This window comes from Streptomyces sp. NPDC007095 (assembly GCF_040634475.1).
In the GTDB taxonomy this organism is placed as follows: domain Bacteria; phylum Actinomycetota; class Actinomycetes; order Streptomycetales; family Streptomycetaceae; genus Streptomyces.
Map to the genome: position 1 here is coordinate 1 of NZ_JBEYFS010000293.1, position 12221 is coordinate 12221.

10 protein-coding genes and 1 pseudogene are annotated in these 12221 nt (G+C 73.0%); 6 read left to right on the plus strand and 5 right to left on the minus strand.

Annotation, left to right across the window (positions count from 1 at the left end; all coding sequences use genetic code 11):
• Nucleotides 1-230: 230 nt before the first annotated feature.
• Nucleotides 231-686 carry a DUF1153 domain-containing protein gene (locus tag ABZ656_RS51520; protein ID WP_101403490.1) on the plus strand — a complete coding sequence of 152 codons (456 nt, stop codon included), beginning with the start codon at nucleotides 231-233 and terminating at the stop codon, nucleotides 684-686.
• Nucleotides 687-845: 159 nt separating this feature from the next.
• Nucleotides 846-1433: a hypothetical protein gene (locus ABZ656_RS51525; RefSeq protein ID WP_101403491.1), complete on the plus strand. Its 588-nt coding sequence runs from the start codon at nucleotides 846-848 to the stop codon at nucleotides 1431-1433.
• A gap of 59 nt (nucleotides 1434-1492) precedes the next feature.
• Here the strand turns inward: ABZ656_RS51525 and ABZ656_RS51530 are convergent, their stop codons facing one another.
• The gene (locus ABZ656_RS51530; protein WP_360278770.1) at nucleotides 1493-1717 is read right to left on the minus strand and encodes an amidohydrolase family protein; all 225 of its coding nucleotides are present in this window, start codon (nucleotides 1715-1717) and stop codon (nucleotides 1493-1495) included.
• 644 nt (nucleotides 1718-2361) lie between these two features.
• Between ABZ656_RS51530 and ABZ656_RS51535 the strand changes: the two genes are divergently transcribed.
• Entirely contained in the window at nucleotides 2362-3597 is a 1236-nt protein-coding gene (locus ABZ656_RS51535) for a SpoIIE family protein phosphatase (protein WP_101404146.1), read from the plus strand.
• Between the two features lie 183 nt (nucleotides 3598-3780).
• On the opposite strand, the gene ABZ656_RS51540 is transcribed toward ABZ656_RS51535, so the two are convergent.
• Entirely contained in the window at nucleotides 3781-6372 is a 2592-nt protein-coding gene (locus ABZ656_RS51540; protein ID WP_360278773.1) for a SpoIIE family protein phosphatase, read from the minus strand.
• Nucleotides 6373-6680: 308 nt separating this feature from the next.
• Between ABZ656_RS51540 and ABZ656_RS51545 the strand changes: the two genes are divergently transcribed.
• Complete coding sequence (locus ABZ656_RS51545; RefSeq protein WP_060900198.1) at nucleotides 6681-6911, plus strand: helix-turn-helix transcriptional regulator; 231 nt, start codon at nucleotides 6681-6683, stop codon at nucleotides 6909-6911.
• 219 nt (nucleotides 6912-7130) lie between these two features.
• Here the strand turns inward: ABZ656_RS51545 and ABZ656_RS51550 are convergent, their stop codons facing one another.
• Both ABZ656_RS51550 and ABZ656_RS51555 read right to left on the minus strand, forming a co-directional pair.
• Nucleotides 7131-7877 (minus strand): hypothetical protein, encoded by a 747-nt coding sequence (locus tag ABZ656_RS51550; protein WP_360278778.1) that lies wholly within the window; start codon nucleotides 7875-7877, stop codon nucleotides 7131-7133.
• Nucleotides 7878-7879: 2 nt separating this feature from the next.
• Nucleotides 7880-8341, minus strand: coding sequence for a hypothetical protein (locus tag ABZ656_RS51555; protein ID WP_360278781.1), 462 nt, complete (start codon nucleotides 8339-8341; stop codon nucleotides 7880-7882).
• 1029 nt (nucleotides 8342-9370) lie between these two features.
• On the opposite strand from ABZ656_RS51555, the gene ABZ656_RS51560 reads away from it, so the two are divergent.
• Both ABZ656_RS51560 and ABZ656_RS51565 read left to right on the plus strand, forming a co-directional pair.
• Nucleotides 9371-11167, plus strand: coding sequence for a glycoside hydrolase family 15 protein (locus tag ABZ656_RS51560; protein ID WP_360278787.1), 1797 nt, complete (start codon nucleotides 9371-9373; stop codon nucleotides 11165-11167).
• Between the two features lie 345 nt (nucleotides 11168-11512).
• Complete coding sequence (locus ABZ656_RS51565; protein ID WP_360278784.1) at nucleotides 11513-12049, plus strand: hypothetical protein; 537 nt, start codon at nucleotides 11513-11515, stop codon at nucleotides 12047-12049.
• Between the two features lie 61 nt (nucleotides 12050-12110).
• Here the strand turns inward: ABZ656_RS51565 and ABZ656_RS51570 are convergent.
• A pseudogene (locus ABZ656_RS51570) lies at nucleotides 12111-12221 on the minus strand (sterol-binding protein); the annotation flags it as partial.

Genomic DNA, 12221 nt, shown 5'->3' on the forward strand with positions numbered 1-12221 from the left:
CGAACAACTCGGGCAGAGGTGGCTTGGAGCCGTCGGACAGAATCCGGCCCAGTGGCCGTGCACGTCGTCGTTGGCATCGTCGAGCCGTTGCTGGGGCCCGCACGGCCTCCGCCCCCCGACCCTCACCTCCCCCGCATCCCCGCACCCCCATTGACCAGGACGCGGAGCCGGACGGCCGGCGCTGCGCCCCGCAGAACCACAACCTCGCTCAAGGAAAACGGAGAACCCCCATGTCCAGAACTCGCTGGCAGCGTCCGCTCGTCCTGGCGGTGGTCTCGGTGGCCCTCGCCACCGGCACCGCGTGCGCAGCCCAGGCGGCGCCGGGTGTCACCACAGGCACCAGCCAGATGGCCCCGGCCGACCCGTCCCACTGCGGCCATGGCGGGGAAGGCGGGAAGGGCGGGGAAGGCGGCAAGGGCGGTGAGCCCGGTCAGCCGGGGGAGCCCGGCAAGCCCGGCCAGTTCGGCTGCTTCAAGTTCGACGACCTGCCCGACAAGCCCAAGTCGGAGCTCACGGGCGTGGACAAGATACGGATCGTGCTGACCGTGGAGTCCGGGCAGGCGAAGAAGGCCGACGTCGCCAAGAAGTACAAGATCTCCGAGAAGGAGTTCGACACCTGGGACAAGCAGTTCCGCGACGGGGACTGGGCCGCGCTGATGGGTCTGAATTCCCTCTTCGGCTCCTGAGGAACTTCCTCCGACGCCCCGGCCCGGTGCGGGCCGGGGCGTTCCTGTCAAGCCCCGAATTCCCGGGCCGTGACGGCGAGGCCCTTGACCGGGTTTATTTGATACAGCGGAAACCGCGGTACGGAAAATAATTCTTTTGGGAAGAGGAATGCCATGCGTATGCGTTCTTGGAAGGTCCGTCTCGGGCTCACGGTCTCGACCGCCCTGACCGCCGGTGTGGCGGCCGGCGCGCTGGCGCCGGCCGCGATGGCCGCGCCGGTGCCGCAGAGCCATACGGCCGTGGTGGCCGCCGCCCGGCAGCTCCCCGCCGACGGTGCCCGGCCGGGCGGCGGCAGCCGGCCGGGCAGTGGCCAGTTCGCCAGCGGCCAGTTCGGCACCGTCAAGGTGGGCAACGGCAGCGTGCGGATCGGCGACCGGGTGTGTGCGGGCAACTGCAACGGGACCGTCAACGGGAGCAACGGCGGCCAGGGCGGGATCTGCGCCGGGCTGTGCAACGGCAGCGCCAACGGCGGCACCGGCACGACCGGCGCGCCGGGCCGTGAGGGCGGTATCGGCGGCCAGGGCGGGATCTGCGCCGGGATCTGCGGCGGCAGCGCCAACGGCGGCACCGGCGGCACGGGCGGAGCCGCGGTGGGCACCGGCGACGGCGGCCGCGGCGGCAAGGGCGGCACCGGCGGGATCTGCCTCGGGCTCGGCTGTGAGAGCGGCGGCACGGGCGGCCGCGGCGGCACCGGCGGCGCCGGCTGACGCCCGCCCGCCCTTTGGGCCCGGCCCGCGGTGCGGTGGGAGTGGTGGCGCCCGCGGGGTCAGGGCATGGACAGGCCGAGCAGGTCCGCCGCGTCGGTGTCGAGGATCATCGTGGCTTCCTCCGGGGAGAAGCCCCGAGTCGGCGATGTGGTCCACGGCCCGCAGGAGATGTGGTCCACGGCCCGCAGGAAGACCTCCCTGTCCTCGTAGGGGAAGTCCGTGCCGAGGACGAGGCGGTCCGCCCCGAAGGACGCCGCCGCGGCGGCCAGTGCCGGCGGATGCACATGGCTGACCGTGTCGTACCAGAGGCGGCGGGCGGCGACCGAGAGCCGCTCGGGCGTTCGGGGGGGGGGACTCGAAGGCCAGGTGGGTCGTCGAGCCGGCGCGGCAGCAGCGGCAGTGCCCCTCCCGGGTGTGAGGCCAGGACACGCATCCACGGATAGCGGGCGGGGAGGCCGGCGAGGATCAGATGCATGACCGCCACCGTGTCCTCGACCGGCGCCCGACCATCCAGGTCATGTCGTGCTCGGTGATCAGCGGGCTGGCGGCGCCCTCGCCGGCGGGTGGAGTACAGGACGGCGCCGCGCCGGTCGAGTTCGTCGTAGACCGGTCGAGTTCGTCGCAGAGGGGAACGACGGTCCAGATCGGCCGCGGTCGCGTCGGCGCCGATCCCGCGCCGGGTACCCGTATCGGTCTTCCCCAGGCGCTTGAGACGGTCGGGATACCCCGCGGTCCACAGGTGGGCATGCACGTCGATACGCAAAGGAGCCACCCTTCGCTGGAACGCCCGCCTGCCCAGCGGCGCGGTCGAGCCGACGGCGGACCCGGGGCCGGGGATTCCCGCAGCGCGGACGGCCCCGTGTCGTGATCGAGTGGGTTCATGGGCGGGGTGAGGACCGTGACGTCGGGGCGGTAGGGAGAGCGTGTGGTGAGGGAGCGGATCGACTACCGGGCGCTGTTCGCCGCCACGCCCAGCCCGTATCTGGTGCTGGGCCGCGACCTGGGGATCGTGGACGTCAACCGGGCGTACCTCCTGGCGACCGGCCGCACCCGGGCGGAACTGGTCGGGCGGTACATCTTCGACGCCTTCCCCGACAATCCCGCGGACCCGGGCGCCGACGGGGTGCGGAATCTGAGCGCCTCCCTGCACTTGGTGCTGCGTTCGAAGGAACCGGACACCATGGCGGTGCAGAAGTACGACATCCCCGTCACCAGCCGTCCGGGTGCGTTCGAGGAGCGCTGGTGGTCGCCGATCAACACCCCGGTGCTCGGGCCGGGCGGGCAGGTGGAGTGGATCATCCACCGGGTGGAGGACGTGACCGAGTTCGTCATGTCCCGCCTTCCGCGTCCGCAAAGGGCCGGCGTGCTGGGCGAGCGGGAGGCGATGGAGGCCGAACTGTATGCGCGGGCGCGCGAACTGCAGCAGCTGAACGAGGAACTGCGCAAGGCGCACGCCCGGGAACGCCAGATCGCCGTCGCCCTGCAGGAGGCCATGCTGCAATCGCCCGACCTGGCGGGCCACCAGGACATCGCGGTGCGCTACATGCCCGCCGCCGGGTCCCTGAACGTGTGCGGCGACTGGTACGACGTGGTCGATCTGCCCGGCGGCTTCGCCGTGGCCGTCGGCGACGTCGTCGGACACGGCCTGGAGGCCGCCGCGGCGATGGGCATGCTCCGCAGCGCCCTGTCCGCGGCGGTCCGCGCCCTGCACGAGCCGGCCAGAGCGCTGGAGGTACTGGGTCTGTATGCCCGCTCGGTGGAAGGGGCACTGGCCACCACCGTGGTCAAGGCCGTCATCGACGACCAGGGCCACTGCATCCGCTACAGCAGCGCGGGCCATCTCCCGCCCGTCCTGGTGCACCCCGGCGGCTCCTTCGACCTGCTCGACCAGGCCACCGACCCCCCGCTGGGCGCCCGCCCCCGCCACATGCCCCGTCCCCAGGCCGAGCTGCCCTACGGCCCGGGAGACACCCTCGTGCTCTACACCGACGGGCTCATCGAACGCCGGGGGGAGGACATCGACGTCGGCCTGCGCCGGCTCACCGACACCCTCACCCGCCACACCCGTCTTGCTCCCGAACCCCTGGCCGACATGCTGCTCGCCCGCCTCGGTGTCAGCAGCGGCGGACGCGACGACGTCGCCCTGGTCGTCGTACGCCTCTAGCGGCCACGTCTGCGCGGCGCGCTCCTGCGCGACGGTCGCCCACGCCCTGCGGACGCGTGCCCGTACGACCGGTACTACGACCGGTACGGTGACGCCGCGAGTGGCCGCGGCGCCGGCTGTCGCCTCGTACTCAGCGCAGAACCGGTCCGAAGGGCGCACGGTGACCGTGCCCACGGACGGCGGTCAGCCGGGGGAGAGGGACTGCTCGGCCCAGACGGTCTTGCCGGTGAGGGCGTGCCGGGTGCCCCAGCGCCGGGCGAGCTGGCCGACCAGCAGCAGGCCCCGCCCGCCCTCGTCGAAGGTCCGGGCGCGCCGCATGTGCGGGGCGGTGCTGCTGGAGTCGAAGACCTCGCAGGTCAGCGTGGAGTCCTCGTGGATCAGCCGCAGCTGGATGGGCGGCCGGCCGTAGCGGATGGCGTTGGTGACCAGTTCACTGACCGTCAGTTCGGTGATGAAGGCGGCGTCGTCCAGCCCCCAGGCGGTCAGCTGCTCGGTGGCGTGCTTGCGTGCCCGGGCGACGACGGCCGGGTCGGAGGCCAGGTCCCAGGCGGCGACCCGGTCGGCGTGCAGGACCCGGGTGCGGGCGACGAGCAGGGCGATGTCGTCGTCGGGACGGTGGGTCAGCATGGCGGTGAGGACCCTGTCGCAGACCGTGTCGAGGGTCTTCGCGGGGCGGGCGAGGGCGGCGAACATCTTGTCCAGCGCCTCGTCGATGTCGTGGTCGCGGGCGGCGAGCAGACCGTCGGTGTAGAGGGCCAGGAGGCTGCCCTCGGGCAGTTCGGTCTCGAAGGTCTCGAACGGCAGGCCGCCCAGGCCCAGCGGCGGGCCGGCCGGGACGTCGAGGAAGCGGACGGCGCCGTCCGGGGTGACCGCGGCGGGCGGCGGGTGGCCGGCCCGGGCGAGGGCGCAGCGGCGCGAGACCGGGTCGTAGACCGCGTACAGACAGGTGGTGCCGATGCCCCCGGCACTCTCGGCGGCGTCGTCCGTGCCGCCCTCGTCGGCGGACAGGTGCAGGACGAGGTCGTCGAGGTGGGTGAGCAGTTCGTCGGGCGGCAGGTCGACGTCGGCCAGGGTGCGCACCGCGGTGCGCAGCCGGCCCATGGTGGCGGAGGCGCGGATGCCGTGGCCGACCACGTCGCCCACGACGAGGGCCACCCGCGCACCGGACAGCGGGATGACGTCGAACCAGTCGCCGCCCACGCCGGCCCGGGTGCCGGCGGGCAGATAGCGGGTGGCGATGTCCAGGGCTCCCTGGTCGGGCAGCGTCTGCGGGAGCAGGCTGCGCTGCAGGGTCATGGTGCTGGTGTGCTCCCGGCTGGCGCGGCGGGTGGTGTGGATGCTGACGGCCGCCTTGGCGGTGAGCTCCTCGGCCAGCCACAGATCGTCCGCCTCGAAGGGCTCCGCGCGCCGGTGCCGGGCGAAGAGGGCCACGCCGAGCGTGGCGCCGTGGGCCCGCATCGGCACCACCATCACCGAGTGCGTCCCGCTTCCGGGGAGCCGGGCGGCCCCCGGGTCCTGCCGCGCCCACCGCACGAGGTCGGGGTCGGCCGCCTCGTACAGGGCGCCGTGGCCCTGGGCCAGGCACCGGGCCACCGGCGACAGGGCCGGGTAGAGGGTCTTTGTGCCCGCCGCGGAGGCGGCGGGGCCGTCCTCGGGGACCGAGCGCACCGCGGTACGGGTCATGGCGAGGGGCCCGGCCGGGGCGGCGGGGGAGGGCTCGCCGCCGTGCCGGGGGGCGTCCAGCAGATCGACGGCGGCGAAGTCCGCGAGCCGGGGTACGGCGATGTCGGCCAGTTCCTGCGCGGTGCGCCCGCTGTCCGCGGTGGTGCCGATGCGGGCCGAGGCCTCGCTCAGCAGGAGCATCCGCTGCCGGGCGAGATGCTCCTGGAGCCGCTGGTGCGCCGCCAGGCACACCGCGCGCACCCGGCCGGCGGGGTCCTTCAGCGGGACGAGGGAGGTCGACCAGCCGTCTTTTGCCCCGGTGCCCGCGGGGCCGGCGCCCGCCCGCAGGTGCTGCGGGCCGCCGCCCTCCAGCACCCGGCGCATCTTCGCCTCGGCCTCGTCGCTCACCGGATGCGGCACGATCTCCGGCAGGCGCAGCCCGCGCATCTGGTCCTCGGTGAGGGACAGCACCTGCTCCATACCGGCGTTGGCCCGCACCAGCCGCAGGTCCGTGTCGAAGACGGCCAGGACACAGGGCGACTGGCGAAACGCCCATTCCCCCAGCCGACCGCTCCCGGGCGTCCCGCCTCCGGGCGCCTCGCTTCCGGGCGCCTCGCTTCCGGGCGCCTCGCTTCCGGGCGCCTCGCTTCCGGGCGTCCCGCTTCCGGACGCCTCGCTCCCGGCTGCTTCTCCTTCGGGCGTGCCGGCAGGCGTTTCTCCTTCGGGTGCGCCGGTCACGGCGGACACCACGAGCCACTCGGTGACGGGGCCGTCCGCCGTACGGCGGTGCGCCAGCAGTTCCCGCCGCACCCGGCGGCCGTCGCGGTGCCACAACGCCACGGTGCCGCTCCACCGCTCTTGTCCGGCCGCGTCCCGCAGCGCCGCCGCGCCGGCGTCGTCGGCGAGCAGACGGGCGGCGGGCTGTCCCACGACCTCCGAAGGCGGGTAGCCGAGCAGTTGCCGGGCGCCTTCGCTCCACTCCGTCACGATGCCCCGCGCGTCGACGGCGGCGGTGGCCGTGGGAGGGGGAGTGGGAGGGGCCGTGCGGGCCGGACCGGGGGAGGCGTCCGACTCGTGTGGCCGCTCACCAGGATGGGTGGGAAGTCGCTCCATCGCCGCTCATCTCGCCCTTCGGGAACCTGCACGGCCGGGGGCTCTCCTGACAAGCATGATCCCGGGGGGCACGGAGCACCAACCCGGCGCCGTCACCGGGGGCGCGGCCCGCCGACTCGTCCGTGACCGCGCCTCTGCAAACCCGCGGGGATTGCCTGTGACAGGCCTGTGACAGTCGGCGGACACCGTCATGAAGTCCCCCGGCCACGCTTTATGTAAAGCGGACAAAAAGTCTTATTCGGTCATATGTCCCCTGCTTTCAAGGGTGTGAGCAGCGACGACCGAGCCGACACGTCGGAGGAAATCCCATGAGCCTCACACTCGCCACGCCGCACGCCGAAGCCCCCGTCCCCGCGCTGGCCCCCCGCGAGCAGGAGACGCTGCGACATATCGCCGCAGGGCGCACCTACCTGCAGACGGCCCGCCACATGGGACTCTCCAAGCACACCGTCGACGCCTACCTCCGCCGTATCCGGGCCAAGCTCAACATCAACAGCACCGCCGAACTCACCCGGCTGGCCATCTCCCTGGGCTTGTGACCACCACGCTCCTTGAGGCCGTGACCACCACGCTCCTGCCGTGACCGCCGCGCTCCCCGTGACCGCCGCACTCCCCGCGACCGCGAAGTGCCCGCCGCGCCGCCCCGCCGCTGCTCACCGGCCCGGGCCGAACTCCCCTCGGCCCGGCCCCGTCAGCAGCGGCACGCCGGCACCGTTTTGGCGCCGCCCCGGTGCCGGAAGGCCATGCCCGGCCACGTCTCACATGCCCGGCCTGGGCCGGCCCGCTCGTGCGGCCTGGGACAGGGCGGTCCCCGCGAACGCCACGAAGGCGATACCGCACCCGAGCAGGCCGGCCCGCTCGGGTACGAGGAGGTCGGCCTCGCTGTCGGAGTACGTGCAGGTGAGGGAGGGCGGAAAGACGGTTCTTTCGATGTCCAGTACGTCGATCCGGATCAGCTTGGTTTCCGAGGGGATTGTCTTCGCGTGCAGGCACTCGTCGTAGAGCTCGGTCCGTGAGAGTTCCATCGCGGGGCCGATACCGGTCACCCAGATCATGGCGGCCGCCATCGGCGACCAGATCGCACCGGCCCGCACCCAGCGAGAGGCCCGCGACCTCCGCCCGATCAGGATGACGGAGAGGGCCACGACCAGGACCCCGGTGCCTGCCCACATGGCCCACGTGCCCAGGACTGTGGGGTGCGACGGCCCATAGGTCCCCGAGTCGGTCCAGTAGCAGGCGACATCGGGCGGGAAGGCGTCCACCCTCACGCGCACCAGGGGGAAGTCGTTGTCGAGTGTCTTCTGGCCGCACACCTGCACGGGATCGGTGAAGGCCAGCCCGTACGCCACGGCACCCGCGTATCCGAGCACCGCCACACCTGCGCCGACGACGGCCCAGCGGGCCTGCCGGGACGGACGGCGCAGGGCCGCCCACAGCAGGTACGCAACGGATCCGGCCGTGAACAGGAAGAGGCTGATCAGCGGCACGGCGTAGAACACCAGCATGTTCACGTCCTTTGCGCGCGCTCGTCCACGGACCGGGCGGACACGGACCGGGCGTATACGGCCAGGGCCACTGCGCTGACCGTGAGGCCGGCCAGCGCCGGGTTCACGTATCCGGGGACCTCCCGGTCGTAGGTGGTCCCGTCGCTTCGATGGCACACGAACCGGACCGGTACCCACCAGACGTGGTAGTCGTCGATCCAGTAGTCGCGTTCCTGCACGCCCGTGCGGCACGGCCGGATGGGCGACGAGTCCGCCCCGCCGTCCTCCGCGTCCAGCGCCGCACCCGCGACGTACAGCATTCCCCAGGCGTACATCACGGCCGCGCCCGCCGCGACGACGTACGCGAGACCGCGGAGCGAGCGCGCGAGCCCGCCTCTCCAGACACAGACCAGTCCCCGGCCCAGGAACACCACGCCGGAGACGACCGCGACCAGGACGACCAGCAGACAGAGCAGGACACTCACGTCATCTCCCCCCCGGCCCTCGTCCTCAAGACGTATGTGATCCCGCACCACATGATCCCCTCCCGTCACGGTTCCCCGGGGGCGGGGACGATCAAGGGAGGGCGGACGGTTGCACGGGCCCGACCCGGTGGCCGGCGAGCGGCATGCGGCCGCCATGGCTGACGGCCCGTCACAAAGCGGTGCCCGCAGGCCGGTTGCCCGCACGGCCTGTCCGCCCCGACCACGCCGTCCGGACCACGCCGTCCGTCCGGACCACGCCGTCCGTCCGGACCACGCCGTCCGTCCGGACCACGCCGTCCGTCCGGACCGCACCGGCAGGCCGGACCGCACCGGCAGGCCGGACCGCACCGGCAGGCCGTACCGCACCGGCAGGCCGGTGCCGTACGGTCCTCACCGCGCCGTCCGGGACCCCCCTCGCCCGACGGGCGGGGGCAAGGCCACGCGGAGCCCAGCACCCTCTTCGGGGAGGCGATCACGAAGATCGTCTCCCCGGGCCACGTCTTCAACCTGCCCGCCCAGCCCGCGGCCCGCTGACCACCCCCGCGAGGCGGAGCCGGCGTGCGGGGGAGAGGGGAGAGGGGCGCGTGCCGCCGCAGCCCCCGCTCCCACCGCTCCGCAGGCCCACGGGTGCGACAACTCGCCAGGGCCTGTCCGGCGGATCATGCCGCAGACGCGGGGTCTGGCACGCCCTCCCCCAAGCTCTTCGAGCAGGGGGTGCCCCCAGCGGCGTTGTCGTCGGTCGCCGACTACTCCCCGAGGCTCTCGGCTTCGCTCAAGCAGGCGACCCCCCTCGCGTCGACTCCCTCCTCCGCCTTGCAGCTGCACGCACCAGACCCCGCTCACCTGCACTTATGAGGCGCCGTTACTTCCCTCCGACCTGATCCGCCGGACAGGCCCTAGCCTGGACACCAGGGGGCGGCTCGGGCGAAGCCCAAGGAGGCTGACGTGGCTGAAGCGACTCCTGAGGCCGGAGCGAAGGACCGTGACCGGACATACGCCGGCCCCCGCGGCACCGGCACCCCCGGCTACCTGCCCATCGCCGAGCACGGCCTGATCGGCGACCTGCGCAGCGCCGCCCTCGTCGGCACGAACGGCACCATCGACTGGTACTGCTGCCCCCGCTTCGACGCACCCAGCGTCTTCGCCTCGATCCTCGACGCCGAACGGGGCGGATCCTTCGAACTCGCCTCCGACGTCCCCACCCGCACCAAACAGTTCTACTTCCCCGACACCAACGTCCTGATCACCCGCTTCTTCGCGGACGACGGAGTCGGCGAGATCCAGGACTTCATGCCCGTCGTCGACGACTCACGCGAGGCCGACCGCCACCGCCTCATCCGCCGCGTGGTGTGCGTCCGCGGAGCACTCCCCTTCCGCGCCCGCGTCGCCCCCCGCTTCGAATACGGCACCGCACCCCACACCGTGCACGCCGAGGCCGGCCAGGCGGTCTTCGCCTGCGCCTCGCTGCGCCTCGCCCTGACCTCCACCGTGCCCATCGAGGTCGACGGCCCGGACGTATGGTCCCTGTTCAAACTGCACGAGGGCGAGACGGCCGTCTTCACCATCGACCAGGTCGGCGGCGACGTGGCACCCCGCTTCTGCGCCGTCGCCGAGGCGGAAAGAGAATTCAACGCGACCGTGCGCTACTGGCGCCGCTGGCTGTCCCAGTCCCGCTACCGCGGCCGCTGGCGGGAAATGGTCCACCGCTCCGCCCTCACCCTCAAACTCCTCACCTACGCCCCCACCGGCGCCATCGTCGCCGCGCCGACCACCAGCCTGCCCGAACAGATCGGCGGCGAACGCAACTGGGACTACCGCTACGTGTGGATCCGCGACGCCGCGTTCTGCGTGTACGCGATGCTCAGACTCGGCTTCACCGACGAGGCCGAAGCCTTCATGGGCTTCGTCACCGAACACGTCCAGCGCGCCCCCGACGGCCCGTCCGGACCCACCGGCCCCCTGCAGATCATGTACGGCATCGACGGATGCCGTGACCTGCCCGAACGCGAACTGCCCCACCTCGAGGGCTACCGCGGCTCAGCCCCCGTACGCGTCGGCAACGCCGCCGTCGACCAGCTCCAGCTCGACATCTACGGGGCACTCGTCGACTCCCTCTACCTCTACGACAAGTGGGGCAAGCCCATCTCCAGCGCCCACTGGGACAGCATCAGCGAGCTCGTCGACTGGGTGTGCGACCACTGGGACCAGCCCGACGAGGGAGTCTGGGAGACCCGCGGCGGCCGCAAGACGTTCCTCTACTCCCGCCTCATGTGCTGGGTGGCGATCGAACGCGCCATGCGGCTGGCCCGGCACCGCGGCCTGCCCGCCGACATGGTCCGCTGGGGCGCCGCCCGCGACACGATCTACCGGCGGATCATGAGCCACGGCTGGTCCGCCGAACGCCACGCCTTCACCCAGTACGAGGACAGCGACATCCTCGACGCCTCCCTGCTGATGATGCCGCTGGCGAAGTTCATCGCCCCGACCGACCCCAAATGGCTCGCCACCCTCGACGCCCTCGGCGAGGACCTGGTGTCCGACTCCCTGGTCTACCGCTACGACCCCCAGGCCAGCCCCGACGGCCTCCAGGGCGAGGAAGGCACCTTCTCGATCTGCTCCTTCTGGTACGTCGAGGCACTCACCCGCGCGGGCCGCCTGGACGAGGCCCGCCTCGCCTTCGAGAAGATGCTCACCTACGCCAACCACCTCGGCCTCTACGCGGAGGAGATCGGTGTCACCGGCGAACAGCGCGGAAACTTCCCCCAGGCCTTCACCCACCTCGCCCTGATCAGCGCCGCCTTCAACCTCGACCGCATGCTCGGCTAGACCGCGCCCGGCCAGGCCCCCGGCCGGCTGCTCCTGTGTGACATCACCTGTGTGACATCAACGAAGGCGACGCGCGTCTTTCCGCCGCAGCCGCACCGCGGCGGAGCCCCACGACGACGTTCCCCACCGCCGCCAGGACACCGCCTGCCCCCTGCGCCCCCGGCCCCCCAGCCCGCCCGCGCCGCCCACCGCCCCCGGCTGTGACGCAGCTCCTGTCGCCCCCGCGGGAGGCCGCCGTACCGTTGTCCGCCACGCACATCCCCGCCCGGGCGCGCAGTGCCCGCGACCGGATCACCCACACCGGAACACCCAGGACAGGCGGGCACACGCACAGGACGGTCCGCCATGCCCACCGCTCTCTCGCCCGTCATCGCCGCCTCCACACGCTGGCTGCTGTCGGCCTTCCCCCCGGCCGCCGGCCCGCTGAACCAGGCCCTGGCCGAAGCCCAGGCAGGGCACGCGGCCACCATCGCCGCCGCCCTGCGCTACCCCACCGCGCTGGACGCCGAACTGCTGGACCTGCTCGGCCCCGGCGGCTCCGGCCGGCTGGACTTCGTCACCGGCGCCGACGCACCCCCGCTGACGGACGCCACCCACGCCTGGCGCACCCAGGTCGACGAGACCGTCGTCAGCTGGGCGGCCTGCCTGCTGGCCGACGCCGACCTCGCCGCCCTGGCCGCTGCCTGCCTGGCCGCCACCCACCACGGCCCCGACAGCGTGGGCGACGCACGCCGGCTGACCATCCCCAGCCCGCGCGACCACCGCGCGGCCCCCCTGCTGCGCCACCCGGACTTCCTCGGCCCGATCGCGGACCTCCACCGCGAGACCCTCCTCGGCCTCCTCGGCGCCGCCCCGGCCGTCACCGCTCCCGAGCCCGGGTGATCACCAGGCCCGTACGACCACCGGCAGTCGGTCACCGTCCGGCCGCCGCGGCCCGTTGTGCTCAGGGCGCCTTGAACAGAGCCGGGAAACGCGGAGCGAGCCAGGGCTTGCGCCCCCCGACCAGGATGCGGCCCTGAGCGAGGGCGCCCCACTGGCCCCGGCGCCCGAGCGC